Raw genomic sequence first — 17,358 nt, 5'->3', positions numbered from 1 at the left:
CGTAAGAAACTGGCGGAAGAGCTGGGCCATTCAGGCCCTTTCACCGGCACGGCCGAACAAAACATCTGGTTACACAAGCAGGTGCTAAACAAGCTGGCTGAGAACGGCGGCAAGCTTCCACCTGAACTTCTCGATTAACCGAGAACACCTCTCAGCCAGTCCACATAGGGCTGGCTGACCCACTCAGGCCGCATGGCGATCATCTCCGGCACCTCATAGCTGTGATGCGCCTTAACCACGACCTCGATAGCTGATAATTTATCGCGCAGGGTTTTCGCTGTCAGCATGACCTCATGGGCGCGCTCAACGGCCCCTTCCCACACATAGGTCGATTCAATCGGGTGGGTCTGCACGCAGGCCGCCAGTTTCAGCGACACAAGCATCTGCGCCAGCTTTTCCGCTTCATGCGGCGTGCCACAAGCGATGGACATGATCATAATATCCGTCATAGTCCCAGCATAGGCCGCATCAGGCGGCTACGTCAAATTGCCGGAGGCCATCGGCCATGATCTCAGTTGCCCTGACCGCGCTCGTGGTGCTTATTCACCTTTATATCGTCGTGCTGGAAATGGCGCTATGGGATAAGCCTGCGGGGCGCAAGGCCTTTGGCCTGACACCGGAATTTGCCACCCAGACCAGGACACTGGCCGCCAACCAAGGCCTTTATAACGGCTTTATGGCGGCGGGCCTGATCTATGGCCTGTGGCGCGACAATGCCGAATTCATAGCTTTTTTCCTGATCTGCGTGATCGTCGCCGGTGTATTCGGTGCACTCACCGCCAGCCGGAAAATCCTGTTCATTCAGGCCCTGCCCGCGGCATTGGCCCTCGCGGCCCTGTTTGCAGGCATTTAAAAACCGCCCCTGTCGGATTACAGAGGCGGTCTCTAATCTTCAATATTGAAAGTACACTGAGCGACAGCGAAGGCCTTTCTATATTAGTAACGATAATGTTCCGGCTTGAACGGGCCAGCCACCGGCACATTAATATAGTCCGCCTGCTCCTGACTAAGGGTCGTCAGTTTCGCCCCCAGCTTCTCAAGGTGCAACAGCGCCACCTTCTCGTCCAGATGCTTCGGCAGGGTATAGACCTGACGCTCATAGGCCTTGTTGTTGGTCCATAGTTCGATCTGCGCCAGAGTCTGGTTGGTGAAGGACGCCGACATCACAAATGACGGGTGGCCGGTCGCATTACCCAGATTCACCAGACGACCTTCCGACAGCAGGATGATCTTCTTTCCGTCAGGGAATTCAACGTGATGCACCTGTGGCTTGATTTCGTCCCACTTGAAGTTCTTCAGCGCCGCAACCTGAATTTCCGAGTCGAAGTGACCAATATTACAGACAATGGCGTTGTGCTTCATCTCACGCATATGCTCAAGGCGCAGCACGTCCTTGTTGCCGGTGCAGGTGACGAAGATATCGCCTTGCGCGGCCACTTCCTCGACGGTGCGCACCTCATAGCCTTCCATTGCCGCCTGAAGCGCGCAGATCGGATCGACCTCGGTGACAATCACACGTGCGCCGCCGTTACGCAGTGACGCCGCCGACCCCTTGCCGACATCACCGTAACCGAGCACGACCGCAACCTTACCCGCCAGCATGACATCCGTGGCGCGGCGAATGGCATCGACCAACGATTCACGGCAGCCATAAAGGTTGTCGAACTTCGACTTGGTGACCGAGTCATTGACGTTGATAGCGGGGAACGGCAGATCGCCCTTTTGCGCCATGTGATACAGGCGATGCACACCGGTAGTGGTTTCTTCGGACACACCGGTTATGGCGTCACGGATCGCCGAATAGAAGCCAGGCTTTTCCTTAAGGTAGCGCTTCATAACCTTATAGAGGGCTTCTTCTTCCTCATTGGTCGGGTTGTCGAGGAGCGACGGATCTTTTTCCGCCTTTGGCCCCAAAACCGTCAGAAGCGTGGCGTCACCACCGTCATCAAGGATCAGGTTCGGATAACCGCCATCATGCCACTCAAAAATCTTGTGCGCATAGTCCCAGTATTCCTCAAGGGTTTCGCCCTTGATGGCAAACACCGGCGTACCCTTGGCAGCGATGGCCGCCGCCGCATGATCCTGCGTCGAGAAGATATTGCACGACGCCCAGCGCACCTCGGCCCCCAGAGCCTGAAGCGTTTCAATCAGCACCCCCGTCTGGATGGTCATATGCAGCGAACCGGCGATGCGCGCGCCTTTGAGTACCTGTTTCGGGCCATATTCTTCGCGCGTGGCCATCAGGCCCGGCATTTCGCCTTCGGCAATCTCAAGTTCCTTACGGCCCCAATCGGCCAGAGACAGGTCGCGGATGATGTAATCTTGGTTTGGGGCAGACATGCGATGCTCATTTAATGAATTAGGATTGCCTGCCTTATAACCGAGCCAGACCGCCAATGCAATAAAGACATAAAGATGTCTTTATATGTTTACTCTGTAAGATTATTTGACCGCATTGATCATTTTGCGCTACCCCTGTTCCCGCAAATCAGGAGCATCTCTCATGGCCGATACGTCTCATCCGGTGTTCAACGCCGTCCGCAATGACTGGACGAAGCCTGAGATCGCCGCCCTGTTCGACCTGCCGTTCATGGAACTGGTGTTTCGCGCCGCCACCGTGCATCGCCAGAACTTTGACCCCAACGAAGTCCAGTTATCGCAGCTTTTGTCGATCAAGACCGGCGGTTGCGCCGAAAACTGCGGCTACTGTTCGCAATCGTCCCACCACGACACGGGCCTAAAGGCCTCTAAGCTGATGCCGGTCGATGAGGTTCTGACCGCCGCCAAGGCCGCTAAAGACGGCGGGGCGCAGCGCTTTTGCATGGGCGCGGCCTGGCGCGATCTGAAAGACCGCGATGTGCCGGCGCTTGCCTCAATGATTTCCGAGGTCAAGGCCATGGGCCTTGAAACCTGCGCCACGCTGGGCATGATCACGCCGGATCAGGCCAAAACCCTTAAGGACGCGGGCCTTGATTATTACAACCACAACCTCGACACCTCACCGGAATACTATTCCAAGGTTGTCACCACCCGTACCTATCAGGAACGCCTTGATACGCTTGAGGCCGTGCGTGATGTCGGCATGAAAACCTGCTGCGGTGGCATTGTCGGCCTTGGGGAAGCGCGCGAAGATCGCGTGTCTTTCCTCCATCAGATCGCCACCCTGCCCGCGCATCCCGACAGCATCCCGATCAACAATCTGGTGCCCGTGGCTAATACGCCTCTGGGTATTCAGGCCAAGGTTAAGGGTGGTGTGTCGCCGATTGAATTTGTTCGCACGATCGCCGTTGCCCGCATTCTGTGTCCGAAATCGATGGTGCGCCTCAGTGCCGGTCGCAATGAAATGTCCGAAGAGCTTCAGGCCCTGTGCTTCATGTCCGGTGCCAATTCGATCTTTGTTGGCGATCAGTTGCTGACCACACCTAACCCCGAACGCGGTACAGACGCCCACCTGCTGCAAAGCCTCGGCCTCAGGGCCATGGCCAATCCGCAATAAGCCCGCCCCATGAGTTCCCTGACCGCCACCGAAGCCGTTGCTCGACTGAAAGACATCTATGACCGTGCGGTTGAAGCCTTGCAGGGCGACCTTCAGGCCTATCTTGAAACCCGCACCCTTCCGGCAAAAGAAGCCCGCAACGAAGGGCGCTATTGTTACCCCAGTCTGACGGTGGTGTGGAAAGGCTATGGCATTACGGATGACGACGCACCTCTGACGCACCGCCACCCGACGGTTAACCGCGCCTTCGCCCGTTTTTCACGTCCCGGCACCTATACATCCTCTGTTACCCGTCCCGACCTGTTCGGAGATTCGATTGCCGAACAGCTTGAGCTTCTGGTGCGCGACTATGGGGCGGAAATCAGCGTCGGCATATCCAATCAGGAAATCCCCTATCCTTACGTGCTTGATGGCGCAGGCCTTGATCTCAATCTGGTCTCGTCCTTCGATCTGGCGCGGCATTTTCCGACGACCGAACTGGCGCTGATCGGTAACGAAGTCGCCGACGGCCTGTATATCGAGGATGAAACCGGCAATCGTCCGCTGGTGCTGTTCGATGGTCTGCGTACGGATTTTTCTCTGGCCCGCCTCAGGCACTATACCGGCACACCCGCCGAACACACGCAGTCTTACATTCTGCTCACAAATTATCACCGTTACGTGGATGTGTTTGTTGTCTATGCCCTTGAGGAACTGAAACGCCCTGACAGTCCCTATACGGCCCTGTCTTGCTGCGGCGGTTTGCTGATCACCAAAGACACGCCGAACCCGCTGGAACTGATCGCCAATTCCCCCTGGCGCAAGCACCAGATGCCTGCCTACCACCTGCTGCGTCCCGACCGTCAGGGCATCAGTTTGGTCAATATCGGCGTCGGGCCATCGAACGCTAAAAACATCACCGACCATCTGGCGGTCATGCGCCCGCATGTCTGGCTGATGATCGGCCACTGTGGTGGCCTGCGCCCATCGCAGATCATAGGCGACTATGTGCTCGCCCATGCCTATCTGCGCGATGATCATGTCATGGACAATGTCCTGCCGCGTGAAATCCCGATCCCGCCGATAGCTGAGGTTCAGGTCGCCCTGCAAAAAGCGGCGGAAACCGTTACCGGACAAGACGGAGACGAACTTAAGCGCCGCCTCAGAACCGGCACAGTGGTCACGACCGACGACCGCAACTGGGAGCTTCGCTATTCGTCATCGGCCCTTCTGTTCTCCCAAAGCCGCGCCGTGGCCATCGACATGGAAAGCGCTACTCTGGCGGCACAGGGCTATCGTTTCCGCGTGCCCTACGGAACGCTTTTGTGCGTTTCGGATAAGCCGCTGCATGGCGAGTTGAAACTCCCCGGTCAGGCCAACCATTTTTATGAGCGCGCCATAGCCGAACATATCGATATCGGTTTTGAAACCATCAATCTTCTGCGTCAGGCCGGATCGCGTCTGCATTCGCGCAAACTCAGGGCCTTTGACGAGCCACCCTTCCGGTAGGGGAATAAAAAAATAGGCCCGAAGGACGGAGCTTATCTCCGCCTTATCGGGCCTGTAAGGACATATCTCATGGACCTCCATCCATAGGCTGATCAATAACCCTGTCAGGTTATTCAAAAACCTGTATTTATTTTGATCCTCAAACACTTAAAGTACGAATCAATAAGTCGTGAATATTTAGGCCCTGATGTCCGCCTCCGCTCTCACTCACCTGCATGTGCTGAAACTGCCCTTCATGGCCATGGAGAGCCTGCTTGATGCCATATTCGAGCTCGACCATGCCGCAGGCTTCCTGTCGGACGGCGGCGAGCTGGGGCGCTGGTCATGGCTATGCACCCATGCCGACGCCATCAGTGTGCTGGAATATAACGACAGTCGCAAACCCGAGGACATCCTAAGCGCGGCGCTGAAAACCGGACGTTTTCAAACCCACAGTATCAGCGGCGATCGCGGCGACCTGCCGCCCTTCACCGGCGGCATGGTCGGCTATATGAGCTTTGAATTAGGCGCACGGCTGGAAAACCTGACTCCGCGCCCTTTTCGCGTCGAAGGCCGCGGGGCCTGGCCGGAAATGATCGTACTGCGCTTTCCCTCGCTACTGGCCTTTGACCACAAAACCCGCCGCCTGCTGGCGCTGGGGCGGGGGCGTGACGAGCTTGAAGCCTATAACCGCGCCTTGCATATGCAAAAGCTTCTGCATCAGACCTTGTCGCGCAACCCTGCCTATGCGGCCCCGCAACGCCCCCTGCGCGGCAATCTGATCCTCGAAACCCCTGATGAGGTGCATGAAGATAAGGTCGCCACCCTCATTCAGCAAATCCATGCCGGTGATCTGTTTCAGGCCAATCTGGCGCGCGGCTGGCGCGGGGAACTGTCGCCCAACATGACCATTGGCCGCGTCCTCAAGGGCCTGCAACGTAACGGCCCAAGCCCTTTCGGGGCCGCCTTGCGCCTGCAAAACCGCGCCATAGTGTCCAATAGCCCCGAACGCTTTATCCGCCTGAGCGCTGATGGCCAGCTTGAGACCCGCCCCATAAAGGGCACCCGCCCGCGTGGCAAAACCCCTGCCGCCGACCGCAAGCAATCCGAAGCCCTGCTCAATAGTGAAAAGGACAGGGCCGAAAACCTGATGATCGTTGATCTGATGCGGCACGACCTGTCGAAATTTTCCAGGGTCGGTTCCGTTAAGGTGACCAAACTCAACGGCCTTGAGACCTATCCCAATGTGCATCATCTGGTTTCAACCATTACCGCCGAACTGGCCGACGGTTTTGATGCCGGTGACGTGTTGCTCAAAAGCTTCCCACCGGGCTCCGTCAGTGGCGCGCCCAAGGTGCAGGCGCTCAAAGTTATTGCCGAGCTTGAGGCCCCGCGCGGCCCCTATTGCGGCGTGCTGTTCTATGTTGATGCCTCGGGCGCGATGGACTCAAGCGTCCTCATCCGCAGCCTGATAATGGAGCAGGATGAAACCAAACGCTGGCACCTGCGCGCCTGTGCCGGAGGCGGCATCGTTTCCGACAGCGACCCCAAGTCCGAACGCATCGAGACCGAAACCAAGCTGTCCCTGATCCGCTCTGTCCTTGAGAACAGCGAGATATAACACCCCCCAAACGCAATTCAGGCCCCCTTGTCACGACAAGAGAGCCTGAAAATATGTTCAAATGGCTTTAGCTTAGTTCGCCGCCAGTTTCACACCCGACTTGGCCGAAGCTTCCGACAGGTTCGGGCTCAGACGACGCAGGCGCAGATCAACTTCACCGGCCTTGCTGATCTTCACAGACCCTTCAGCCCAGTACAGACCACCGGCCCCAAGGAAGTTATATTTGAAGTCAGCCGTATAACCGCCGCCAACGGCTTCGCAGGTGCTGAGATTGACCATTTGCTTGCCTTCGACGGCTACAGCCTTGGAAACGGCAGCCGATGCACGGGCCGCAACGGTTTTACCCACCGAGGTTTCCTGAGCTTCATCACATTGCGCAAAAGCCGAGGCCCCAAAGCAAGACAGGGCGGCGGCAAGAATAAAAGCTGTTTTATACGACACGAGACTACTCTTTCTGAACAGTTTGCACAGGCTTCTTCCTGTGATCGAGGCGCTTTCTAGGCATTTAGATTTAACGGTTCATGAATCCCGCAGCGCATTAACCATCATTACTTATTTTGTGAAGCAGAGATACAATCTGTAACCTTAAGGCAGAATAGAAAAACCCCCGAAGCATCACTTCGGGGGTTATATCCATAGCTTAGGATGGCTTGCGGAGCCACGCAAGCCCGCCAGATATAAGGCCTTAGGCCGCCGTCAGTTCCGACAGGAAGCGACGGATATTCTCGCCCATTGCCTGCGTACGGTCGGTCAGCTGACGCGCCGCGCCAAGCATTTCGGTCGAGGCCTTTTCCGTATCTGCGGCCGAGGCCGACAGTTGCGACACGGACGAAGACGCCGTCGTTGTCCCGTCAGAGGCCTCATTGACGTTACGGGCAATCTCGTTAGTGGCGTCACCTTGCTGATGCACCGAGTCCGCAATCGAAGAGGCGATCTCGTTCATGTGCTTGATGGTCGCGCCAATCCCGCGGATCGCCGACACACCGTTTTGCGCGGCAGTCTGGATATCCTTGATGCGGTCACGGATTTCATCGGTCGCCTTGGCGGTTTGCTGGGCCAGAGACTTCACTTCCGAGGCCACAACCGCAAAGCCCTTACCGGCTTCACCGGCACGCGCCGATTCAATGGTCGCATTCAGCGCCAGCAGGTTGGTCTGCTGGGCAATGGCGTTAATCAGGTCAACCACTTCACCGATCTGATCGGCGGCGCGGCTGAGTTCAGCCATTGAGTCGTTGGTACGATCCGCTTCCGACACGGCTTCAGCGGCGATTTCCACCGAACGCACGGCCTGATCCCCGATCACACCAATAGAGGCCGACAGCTCGGTCGTCGCCGAAGCCACATTCTGCACATTGTCTGCCGAATTACGGATAGAGGACACCGCCGACTGCGAACGACGCTCGTTTTCCTGCGCAATGGTCAAAAGCGTACGGCCATTGGTATCCAGATCAGAGGCCGCCGCCGACAGGGCATCGAGCATGTCCTGCGCTTCGTGACGGAAACGCTCAGCCAGTTCAGACATCTGACGCGTACGTTCTTCGCGGGTCTTGAGGGTCGCGGCTTCAATCTCGGCCAGACGGGTCTTTTCTTCGGCGTTCGACTTAAAGACATTCAGGCTGTCGACCACGGACTTCAGTTCGTCGCCACGGCTAAGCGCCGAAATATCGACATCCAGATTACCGCGCGCCAGTTCTTCCGTCGTCTTGGCAATACGATTGATGCCGACCACGGTCGTGCGCGAGAACATGTAGGCAATACCACACGACACCACAGCCACAACCACCGCAAACAGGGTCAGGAACGAGATGCCGGCCGTCTGCGCATTCTTGGCAGCGGTGGCTTCGGTCTTCGCCTGCGCCACCTGCGCGGCAATGATCTTGTCCGCCAGTTGCGACATCTTGGCGTAGCCGGCATCGAATTGCGACATCAGCGGCACAACCGACGCATAGTCGACTTCCATCACCGAACCGGCAAATTCCACCGCTTCCTTATAGGTGCGGATTTCGCGCGACAGCTCTTCCAGATCTTTTTTCTGCGTAGCGTTGGTCGTCTTGTCGGCTTCCGCCTTGGCACGGGTCTCAATAGCCCCCAGTTCCTCAACCACAGCCGTGACCTGCGCACCGGCATTGGTCGCCGTGCCCGAAGCCTGATCGGTCAGGGCGCGGAACAGATTACCATTGGCGCCGCGAATACCGGACTTGATATCCCCCAGCGCCACAGCCGCCGGAAGGCTGACATTGTTAATATTATCAATTGATTTACCCTGACGGTCCATCACCGTAAGCGCACCGAACGCCAGAGCCGCAATCAGTACGGTTGCCACAGCGGCAGGCGTCATAAACTTCAGGGTGAACGACCAGTTGGAAAGCTTCAACCCGCCCTTACCCGTTTTATTAAACTTCGGTTTTGTCATTTTGGCCCCTGACATACTTCGCCCCGACACCTGTTCGGGGTTGCCCATTCATTATTATTTGAAACCGCCTTTTTCAGTGCGGCAGATGACGAACAGCCTCAGAAGTGGCCCTCGGCGAATCAGCCGCGCCCCCTCCGGCAGTCGCCGGTTGGCGGAAAGTTGTCAGAACATAGTTGTCGAATTGCTAACAAAGCCAAATACAAGACGTTTTGGTTAAAAAAAGTCATGAAAAGCTACATAAGACCGCAAAAAACCCGTCCCCACAGAGGGACGGGCTTTAAAATCATGGCTTTGGCCTTAGGCCAGCCTAACCGTCCTGAGCGGTATCTGCCTCGGCTGGCTTGGCGCTAACGCCTGAAATAACGGCCTTAGCCTCAGCGCCCTTAACCGGTGCCGACAGCTTGACGGCCTTTTCTGCCGGGCGCTCGGCATCACGTGTCTGCGACGCCTGACGCTCAAGCACCGCCACCAGTTCCGCCGCATCATCAGCTTCCTTGGCAGGCGCTACAGACCGAGCCACCGCAGGCTGAGCCGACGGACGGATTTCATCCGCAGAGGCCACCATACGCGCGCCCTTACCCGGAAACTGATAGAAGGCATGATTGCCCACGGTCGCAATGTGATCCATGCGATGACGCCAAACGGGGCGTACCTCAAGCGTATGGAAATGTGTCGAAGACCCGACACTCTTGGCCACCGCCCCGTTCAGGGCCGCCGAAGCCACAACATGCGCCCGCTTCCAGGCACCGCTTTCGACGCGACGCCCCATAACACCGGAACAGGTAAAGCTGAACTGGCAACCGGTACGACGCTCCGCACCCTGATAAACGACATTACATATGGTCTTGGGGTAGGCCGGATGGCGGACACGGTTCAAAATGACCTGTGCCACGGCACGCATGCCCGCTTCGCCTTCGCCGCGCGCCTCATAATAGACGGCCTGAGTCAGGCAATCGAGGTCACTGTGGGATTTGTTCTTCAGGACAAACGGTGCCGCCGGACGCGCCTTACCAAAAGGCGTTTCATTCAAAAGCCCCATGCCCATACTGGCCTGAACAATCGGTGCCCCATCATGACCGAGCTTGCTCTGGCGTACCGCGGCTAGCTGCGTCTGGCGCTGGTCCTGCTCACGCAGACGCAGGGTTTCAACCGGTGACACATAAGAATCGTAACGCATCACCAGTGACAGAGCACGGCGGTCAAGATCGGCATCGCCAAAACCGGCCTGCTTGATACGCGTAAGCGCGCCACGGTTTTGCGCGCCTTTAGGATTTTTGACGTTCAGAAGGTGAGCCGCCTGAGGCGCATTGCCGTCAAGCGTAATAAGATTGGCAGCCTGATACTGCAATTGCGACTGGCGCGCCAAATGACCACCTAGCCAGGCCGATCCGGCGGCTGCGCCGATCATCAGGCCCGCACTACCGGCGGCCAAAAACAGGCGCACACGTGCACGCAATGGAAAAGGGAATCGCAAAAGATCTAGTCCTCTGTGGCGAGAGCGCTAAGGCTCCCCAAACAATGGCCTGTCCCGAAAGACATCAGACCAAAGGTCACGAACGCGGCGAAAAACACCACCAGCCCGTCCCGCGACCTCACACACGCATACTTCACAACCACGTGATAGAGCGCGCCTTTAACACGACAAAAGTGTTCAAAATGTGTTTACAGCTTGTTAATATATGAACCCCCTGAGTTGATCAAGGCCCAATTCAACGATCAGGCGACTTTCAACTCATTCCCGCCCAAGTTACGCCACGCTTTACTGGGACCAAAATCCAAGTATAAATGCGTTTGATTTACGCCATCTGTTCTTATTTGCTGACAGGGGGCCGCAATTTATTATTTGCGATTACAAAATAGCGAAGATTTCCTTATGCGCCCCTAAGAGAAACTCAGCCGAAAATACGTAAAAAAAAGCGCCCGCTCCCGTCTCAGGGGGCAAGGCGCTGGATTCAATAACAATTTATAAACTTTCCGTAATCGCGAATATTGCCTGTTCCGACCCTTCGCAATGGCGGCCTTAAAACCGGATTTAGTGATTGTGGCGGGGCATTTTTTCGGCAATGCGTGCGAATTTTAACGCCGGCTCCATTACTGCCCCCGTATTCAGCTGACCTACCGTCTGGCGATAGATCTCCTGCCACATGGTCATCGATTCGGGCACAGGCGGGATACCATCCGCCTTGCGACGGTCAATCTCCTCATCGGCCACCAACATGTTACAGGCCCCTGTATTGAGGTCGATACGGATGATATCGCCTGTGCGCAACCAGGCCAGACCACCACCGACCGCGCTTTCCGGCGCGGCATTGAGGATAGAGGGCGAATCCGCCGTACCTGACTGCCGCCCGTCACCAATCGTCGGCAAGGAAGTAATACCCTGTTTGATCAGCGCGTCAGGCGGCTGCATATTGACGACTTCCGCCGAACCGGGCCAACCCACCGGTCCTGAGCCGCGAATGACCAGAATGGTGCGTTCATCAATCCCCAAAGACGGATCATTGATACGTTCATGGTAGTCGGTGGAGCCATCAAACACGACCGCCTTGCCTTCAAACACGCCTTCACGACCCGCCTCGGAAAGATAACGCTGGCGGAACTCATCTGAGATCACGCTGGTCTTCATGATGGCGAAGTCAAACAGATTGCCCTTGAGCACAAGGAAACCGGCCCGCTCCATCAAGGGTTCGGCAATGGTACGGATCATTTCACGATCACGCGTTTCCCGCCCGACCACATTTTCCGCCAGAGTCTTGCCGGTAATCGTCCGGGCCTGACCATCGATCAGCTTTTCCTTCAGCAACTCAACATGGATGGCCGGAACCCCGCCCGCGCGATGGAAGCGCTCCCCCAGATACTTGCCCGCAGGCTGCATGTTGAGGATCAGCGGGATATCATAGGCCTGCATCCAGTCGTCATCTGTCAACTCAATGCCCGCATGACGGGCCATGGCGACAATATGCGGCTGGGCATTGGTGGAGCCGCCCAGCGCCGCGACCGCCGCAATAGCATTCTTGAATGACGCCTTTGTCAGGATTTTCGACGGCTTCAGGTCTTCATAGGCCATTTCAACAATTCGCCTGCCGGTTTCATAAGCGATCTGACCACGCTCGCGATAGGGCGCAGGAATGGCCGAACAACCGGGCAGGCTGAGGCCCATGGTCTCGGCCACCGCATTCATCGTTGAGGCCGTGCCCATAGTGTTGCAATGGCCTGCCGAAGGGGCCGAGGCGCAGGCCGCTTCAAGGAACTCATCCTCAGTAATCTTACCCGCCGCCAGCGCGCGACGTGAGCGCCAGATAACCGTTCCTGACCCCACCAGATCACCGTCATGGTGGCCATCAAGCATCGGCCCGCCCGACAGAACAATGGCCGGAATATCCACTGCCGTCGCCGCCATGATCCCCGCAGGCGTCGTCTTGTCACAGCCGGTCGTCAGCACTACCGCATCCAGCGGATAGCCATGCAGGATTTCCACCAAAGTCATGAAACTCAGGTTACGATCGACCGCTGCCGTCGGACGGCGGCAGTTCTCAAAGATGGGATGACAGGGGAACTCCATCGGAATGCCACCTGCATCGCGGATACCGTCACGCGTACGCTTAGCCAACTCCAGATGGATACGGTTACACGGGCTAAGGTCGCTGCCGGTCTGGGCGATACCGATGATCGGCTTGCCCGAACGCAGTTCCTGCGGCGTGATGCCGTAATTCATGAAGCGCTCAAGATAGAGGGCGGCCATATCGATATGGCCGGGGGCTTCAAACCATTCCTGAGACCGGAAACGGCCATTGGGTGTAGCGGGTGTGCGGGTCATCGGTGCGTACCTTTTTTGTAAGGCGTTTTTATAGGAATGAGATTTCGTTCTGCGGCTGTCCGGCGATGTCACTGTTAAACCGGAACAGACCACCGGCAAACGGCTGGGCCTTGATGTCCTCCGGCGACAACCCCTTGGCAGCGGTCGTGGCATAGACGGCCTTCAGATCAGGCCCGCCAAAAGCGATCTTGGTGACATTGGATACCGGCAAGCTGACTTTGCGCAACAACCGCCCGTCCGACGCATAGACATTGATGCCCCAGCCAAAGAACAGGCTTGCCCAGACATTGCCCTGCGCATCAACCACCGGCCCGTCAAAATAGCCTTCGCCATGCGGGCTTTGCGGGTCAGGCGCGTAACAAACCTCACCGGCTGTTTCGACCTTTTGCCCGACATCAAGCTGCGCAAACAGGCGCTTGCCCGTAATCTCGCCCGCCTCATCCAGATCAAAAGCGTAGATATGCTTTTTCAGCGTGTCGTTATGATAAAGCGTCTGGCCATCCGGACTGATGGTCGGGCCATTGGTGATGACATAGTCCTCATCCATGACCTTCAGGCCACGCCTATCAAAGCGATAAAGCTTACCCGTTGGGTTCTCTTCAGGGTCGTGCATGGAACCGAACCACAGCCGCCCCTGATGATCGACGAAACCATCATTCAAGCGGTTATCGAGATGCGCCGGCTCGACGTGACTTAAGAAGGTAAACCCGCCCGCCTCATCAAAGCGGTAAAGCCCGCCCTTGCAGCCAACAACAAATCCACCACCGCGTACCGGTGCCAGAAACCCCGGCTCTGAGGGGGCATCAAAACTGCGCGTCTCACCCGTTGCCGCATCAAAGCGATGCACTTTTTTCTGCTTGATATCGACGAACCACAGAGCATTTTCCGCCGCCCGCCAGACCGGCCCCTCACCCAATGTGGCCTTCATATCCCAGACGCAGGTGATGTCGCTCATACCAACCTCTTTAGAAAAAAGACGAGACTAAGCGAAGGGCCGCCCCGAGCTTAGGATCGCCCGTATGATCCATCGCAAATGTATTTGGCCGTCAGGCCAAAACTTTGCGATGCGCAGTCTACCGCCACCCTGCATCAATCCAATAGCCGTGCCCCGTGCACAAAGCCGCATCATCAGATGCAAGGAACAAAGCCAGCGACGCCACATGCTGTGGCTCGATACGGCCATCAAGACATTGCGAATTGACGATCTCTGCTTCCCCTTCAGGCGTATACCATTTCATCTGGCGCGGCGTTTTGACATTGCCCGGAATGATCGTCGTCACGCGGATATTGTCGCGGCCCAGTTCACGCGCCAGCGCGCGCGTCATGCCTTCGATACCCGCCTTGGCCGTTTCATAAAGCGTCAGGTCCGGCAGACCGAGATGCCATGAGATCGATCCGAAATTCACAATCGCTCCGCCGCCAAGCGCCTTCATGCCCGGTGCCACAATACGCGCGCACATCAGCATATGTTTGAGATTGACGGCGATATTCTTATCGAAAAATTCAGACGTAATTTCCGACAGACTGTGGCGGTCATCGCGTGCAGCATTGTTCAGGAGAATGCTGACCGGCCCTTCCGCCTGAATGGCGTGTAACAACGCCTCAAGCTTCGGCGTATCCGTCAGATCACAGAGGTGATAGACCGGTGCGCTCCCCAGCACGCCGGTATCGATCGTCGCGCTCACCTCATCGACCAGATCGATGAAATGCACATTTGCGCCCTGACGAACGAAGGCCTGCACCAGCCCCGCTCCGATCCCCGACCCCCCGCCGGTAATCAGAACCTTGCGCCCCTTGAGGCTGGGATAAATCGCTGATGACATGCCTTCGTCTTTCTCTAACAAAAATCAGGGCGGCATTTCTCTGAAGAAATCCGCTCTGGCAGTTTACGCTGCATCCGTGCGGGCAGGTTTTCCACCCTTAAGTAACCCACGGGCAGCCAGATTTTGCATAAGCGCCGTAATACCAAACACCCAGGCCCGTGCGTCCTTAGACGTATTGACACGGTTTTCCAGACGTCCAAGTTTCGGTGTATTTACGCGGACAATGTCCCCGACCTTGTGCGTAAAGCCCCGACCGGCGACATCACGGTCCTGTGTCGGCGCAAACAGCGTCCCGAGCATCAGCACGAAGCCATCGGGATAATGGTGCTCACTCATGGCCTGACGCACCAGCTCGAGCGGGTCACGGCTGATCTGATCCATCGATGAGCGTCCGGTCAGTTCATAGCCTTCCGGCCCGTCAATCTTGAGATCAAGCACGGCCGAGCGCACATCATCAATCGTGAAGCCGTCATCAAACAGGCGGATAAACGGCCCGAGCGCACAGGACGCATTATTGTCCTTGGCCTTACCAAGCAGCAATGCCGAACGCCCCTCAAAGCAGCGCAGATTGACATCATTACCGAGCGTCGCGCCCACGGTACGGCCATCTGCCGTCACCACCAGCACCACTTCCGGCTCAGGATTGTTCCAGGTTGAATCCGAACGCACGCCGACTTCTTCGCCCCAGCCAACGGTCGAAAGGACGGGCGACTTGGTGAACACTTCAGCGTCAGGGCCAATCGCGACCTCAAGATACTGCGACCACAGGCCCTCAGTGATCAGGGCTTCTTTCAGCTTCATCGCCGACTCAGACCCCGGCACCACGGCACGGATATCCCCACCGATACGTTCGGACAGATCGTTACGTATGGCCTGCGCCTTGTCGGCATCGCCACGGGCGCGTTCCTCGATCACCCGCTCAACCGCAGACACAGCAAAGGTTACACCGGCGGCCTTTACGACCTGAAGGTCGATGGGCGACAACAGGGTGTCCTTGCCTTCGCGTTCCCAAACAGGGGCAAAATCGAAATCTTCAAGGCGACCCAGCGAAACGCCGCCCTGCGCACCGCTTTCCGGCCACTGCGCCAGAAACTGCGCCACGGTCGCGGCAATGGCGCTGACGTCAAAGACCTCGCCCTGTCTGACCAGAACAGGCGTCGGCCCGTCCGAAGTCATAATACGTCCTACAAGTGTAGCTGAACGCCAGTCATCAGCCAGAAAATCCGTCATGATACCTATACCTTTTTCATTGAACCGAACCGCCCCCGCGCTTCATTCGGTAGAATGATTTTGTTTCTGCTTCAACCTGTGACGATGGCATGGCTTAGCGCGCCGCCTTTTTCTTTTTTGACCCGACGGGCAGCCTGCGCCTCAGCACCGGAGCCCGACCAAGCATGATAGCGCTACCATTTCCAGCAGACGGTGGCCATTGTCAAGACAAAACGCACAATTTAGCGATTTATACTATTTTCGCCCGACCTCGGCATCCGGCACAGGGGCCGACGAGGATTGCCGCTCAATAATGGCAAAGTCGCGAATCTCGTGCACCGGTTTAAGCGCCTGCCCCTGACGCTTCGATTTAATCTGCTCCAACAGCATCTTAAGCCCCAGCGCCGCCATGTCGGAAATCGGCTGACGCACGGTTGTCAGTTCCGGCCAGACACTTGAGGCCATAGAGGTGTCATCGAAACCGACAATGGTCACATCATCCGGCACCTCAAGCCCCAGCCGATGTGCCGTCGCCACCGCGCCCGCCGCCATATCATCGTTGCTGGCAAAGACCGCCGTCGGGCGATCCGGGCGTGACAAAAGACTTTCGGCAGCATCAAAGCCCGAACGATAGGTGAAATAGCCCTGTCCGACACAGGCCTGATCAACCTTGATGCCCGCCTTGGTCAGGGCCTCGACATACCCATTATACCTTAGCTCACTATAGAACGAATTGGGGTGTCCCTTGATGAATCCAATGCGCTTGTGGCCCAATGCCACCAGACGGCTCGTCATGGCAAAGGCCGCCTTGAAATCGTCAATCGACACGCTTGAGACATCCGGCAAAGGCCGTGAAGTCGCCACCCCGACAAACGGCAGCTTCATGTCTTTGAGCGCCTTGGCCACACGGGTTGAGTCGCTGAGCGGCGGCGGCAGAATGACACCGTCCACCCCCACGGTTCTCAGCTTATCAAGCACATCGGCAACCCCCTCGGGGCCTTCGCAGCTTTCAATCAGCAGCTGACAGCCGCTCTGTGAACTTTGCTGCAAAATGCCGAGCAAAAACTCACTCAGGAAGGACATGGAGGGGTTGGAATAGATCAGGGCGACACGTGTCGAATCCTGGCTGGCCAGCGACCGCGCCGCCATATTGGGCGAATAGTTGAGCACCTTTATGGCCTCAAGCACCTTTTTGCGTGTCTCTTCGCGCACATTCTTTTCGGCATTGATCACGCGCGAAACAGTCATGGGCGAAACCCCGACATGCTGGGCCACATCATGGATGGTAACGATGCTGCCACCGCGACGGCTGATTTTACGCGCCAATAGTCTGACCCCTTGGCTGCGAATCGTCATCGTAGCCGCTAAATCCCTTTTTCTGATGCAATTATGACACGTTGTTCACTCTGGCGTAAAGCCCTCGCATAGCCCCCTTCAACTACCCCTCAAAAATCACAAAATAAGCGCGCCAAATGTTTCACTTGTGAAAAATAATTCCGCTTGCAAAAACGG

General features: G+C 56.9%; 15 protein-coding genes. 5 read left to right on the top strand and 10 right to left on the bottom strand.

Annotated features, from left to right (window positions below; translation table 11 throughout):
* The first annotated feature begins 9 nt into the window (after positions 1 to 9).
* Positions 10 to 138, top strand: coding sequence for a DUF3597 family protein (locus E5201_RS15040; protein WP_281280197.1), 129 nt, complete (start codon positions 10 to 12; stop codon positions 136 to 138).
* On the opposite strand, the gene cutA is transcribed toward E5201_RS15040, so the two are convergent.
* Complete coding sequence (gene cutA / locus E5201_RS03310; protein ID WP_246050369.1) at positions 135 to 431, bottom strand: divalent-cation tolerance protein CutA; 297 nt, start codon at positions 429 to 431, stop codon at positions 135 to 137. The two genes, E5201_RS15040 and cutA, sit on opposite strands and share 4 nt — an antisense overlap.
* 74 nt (positions 432 to 505) lie before the next feature.
* Between cutA and E5201_RS03305 the strand changes: the two genes are divergently transcribed.
* Entirely contained in the window at positions 506 to 853 is a 348-nt protein-coding gene (locus E5201_RS03305; protein ID WP_140984566.1) for a DUF1304 domain-containing protein, read from the top strand.
* Positions 854 to 936: 83 nt separating this feature from the next.
* Here E5201_RS03305 and ahcY read toward each other — a convergent pair whose 3' ends face one another.
* On the bottom strand, positions 937 to 2,340 hold the full coding sequence (gene ahcY, locus E5201_RS03300) for an adenosylhomocysteinase (RefSeq protein WP_140984565.1): 1,404 nt from the start codon (positions 2,338 to 2,340) through the stop codon (positions 937 to 939).
* Between the two features lie 163 nt (positions 2,341 to 2,503).
* Between ahcY and bioB the strand changes: the two genes are divergently transcribed.
* The 3 genes from bioB (at position 2,504) to E5201_RS03285 (ending at position 6,584) form a co-directional block, all read left to right on the top strand.
* Positions 2,504 to 3,496, top strand: a complete 993-nt coding sequence (gene bioB, locus E5201_RS03295; RefSeq protein ID WP_140984564.1) for a biotin synthase BioB — start codon at positions 2,504 to 2,506, stop codon at positions 3,494 to 3,496.
* 9 nt (positions 3,497 to 3,505) lie between these two features.
* The gene (locus tag E5201_RS03290) at positions 3,506 to 4,984 is read left to right on the top strand and encodes an AMP nucleosidase (protein WP_140984563.1); all 1,479 of its coding nucleotides are present in this window, start codon (positions 3,506 to 3,508) and stop codon (positions 4,982 to 4,984) included.
* Between the two features lie 187 nt (positions 4,985 to 5,171).
* The gene (locus E5201_RS03285; protein WP_140984562.1) at positions 5,172 to 6,584 is read left to right on the top strand and encodes an anthranilate synthase component I family protein; all 1,413 of its coding nucleotides are present in this window, start codon (positions 5,172 to 5,174) and stop codon (positions 6,582 to 6,584) included.
* A gap of 72 nt (positions 6,585 to 6,656) precedes the next feature.
* On the opposite strand, the gene E5201_RS03280 is transcribed toward E5201_RS03285, so the two are convergent.
* The 8 genes from E5201_RS03280 to E5201_RS03245 all read right to left on the bottom strand — a co-directional run bounded on the left by E5201_RS03280 (position 6,657) and on the right by E5201_RS03245 (position 17,202).
* A complete protein-coding gene (locus E5201_RS03280; RefSeq protein WP_140984561.1) occupies positions 6,657 to 7,025 on the bottom strand; it encodes a hypothetical protein in 369 nt (122 codons plus the stop codon).
* Positions 7,026 to 7,269: 244 nt separating this feature from the next.
* Entirely contained in the window at positions 7,270 to 8,997 is a 1,728-nt protein-coding gene (locus E5201_RS03275) for a methyl-accepting chemotaxis protein (protein ID WP_140984560.1), read from the bottom strand.
* A 307-nt stretch (positions 8,998 to 9,304) separates the two neighbouring features.
* Entirely contained in the window at positions 9,305 to 10,471 is a 1,167-nt protein-coding gene (locus E5201_RS14955) for a cell wall hydrolase (RefSeq protein WP_246050368.1), read from the bottom strand.
* 558 nt (positions 10,472 to 11,029) lie between these two features.
* Entirely contained in the window at positions 11,030 to 12,814 is a 1,785-nt protein-coding gene (locus E5201_RS03265; protein ID WP_140984559.1) for an IlvD/Edd family dehydratase, read from the bottom strand.
* A 28-nt stretch (positions 12,815 to 12,842) separates the two neighbouring features.
* Positions 12,843 to 13,769: an SMP-30/gluconolactonase/LRE family protein gene (locus E5201_RS03260; protein WP_140984558.1), complete on the bottom strand. Its 927-nt coding sequence runs from the start codon at positions 13,767 to 13,769 to the stop codon at positions 12,843 to 12,845.
* 118 nt (positions 13,770 to 13,887) lie between these two features.
* On the bottom strand, positions 13,888 to 14,637 hold the full coding sequence (gene xylB, locus E5201_RS03255) for a D-xylose 1-dehydrogenase (protein WP_140984557.1): 750 nt from the start codon (positions 14,635 to 14,637) through the stop codon (positions 13,888 to 13,890).
* Positions 14,638 to 14,700: 63 nt separating this feature from the next.
* Entirely contained in the window at positions 14,701 to 15,867 is a 1,167-nt protein-coding gene (locus E5201_RS03250) for a fumarylacetoacetate hydrolase family protein (RefSeq protein WP_140984556.1), read from the bottom strand.
* Positions 15,868 to 16,101: 234 nt separating this feature from the next.
* Positions 16,102 to 17,202, bottom strand: coding sequence for a LacI family DNA-binding transcriptional regulator (locus E5201_RS03245; RefSeq protein ID WP_246050367.1), 1,101 nt, complete (start codon positions 17,200 to 17,202; stop codon positions 16,102 to 16,104).
* Between the last annotated feature and the right edge of the window lie 156 nt (positions 17,203 to 17,358).

This window comes from Asticcacaulis tiandongensis (genome assembly GCF_006475605.1).
Lineage (GTDB): Bacteria > Pseudomonadota > Alphaproteobacteria > Caulobacterales > Caulobacteraceae > Asticcacaulis > Asticcacaulis tiandongensis.
Note: the sequence above shows the minus strand (reverse complement) of the source record. Positions and strands in the feature narration are given on the sequence as shown.

What these genes read in the sequence shown, in the direction of transcription:
- E5201_RS03265 (WP_140984559.1), bottom strand. Translation starts at nt 12,814, where the DNA reads ATGACCCGCACACCCGCTACACCCAATGGCCGTTTCCGGTCTCAGGAA.
- E5201_RS03250 (WP_140984556.1), bottom strand. Translation starts at nt 15,867, where the DNA reads ATGACGGATTTTCTGGCTGATGACTGGCGTTCAGCTACACTTGTAGGA.
- E5201_RS03290 (WP_140984563.1), top strand. Translation starts at nt 3,506, where the DNA reads ATGAGTTCCCTGACCGCCACCGAAGCCGTTGCTCGACTGAAAGACATC.
- E5201_RS03285 (WP_140984562.1), top strand. Translation starts at nt 5,172, where the DNA reads ATGTCCGCCTCCGCTCTCACTCACCTGCATGTGCTGAAACTGCCCTTC.
- ahcY (WP_140984565.1), bottom strand. Translation starts at nt 2,340, where the DNA reads ATGTCTGCCCCAAACCAAGATTACATCATCCGCGACCTGTCTCTGGCC.
- E5201_RS03260 (WP_140984558.1), bottom strand. Translation starts at nt 13,769, where the DNA reads ATGAGCGACATCACCTGCGTCTGGGATATGAAGGCCACATTGGGTGAG.
- xylB (WP_140984557.1), bottom strand. Translation starts at nt 14,637, where the DNA reads ATGTCATCAGCGATTTATCCCAGCCTCAAGGGGCGCAAGGTTCTGATT.
- E5201_RS03245 (WP_246050367.1), bottom strand. Translation starts at nt 17,202, where the DNA reads ATGACGATTCGCAGCCAAGGGGTCAGACTATTGGCGCGTAAAATCAGC.
- bioB (WP_140984564.1), top strand. Translation starts at nt 2,504, where the DNA reads ATGGCCGATACGTCTCATCCGGTGTTCAACGCCGTCCGCAATGACTGG.
- E5201_RS03305 (WP_140984566.1), top strand. Translation starts at nt 506, where the DNA reads ATGATCTCAGTTGCCCTGACCGCGCTCGTGGTGCTTATTCACCTTTAT.
- cutA (WP_246050369.1), bottom strand. Translation starts at nt 431, where the DNA reads ATGTCCATCGCTTGTGGCACGCCGCATGAAGCGGAAAAGCTGGCGCAG.
- E5201_RS03275 (WP_140984560.1), bottom strand. Translation starts at nt 8,997, where the DNA reads ATGACAAAACCGAAGTTTAATAAAACGGGTAAGGGCGGGTTGAAGCTT.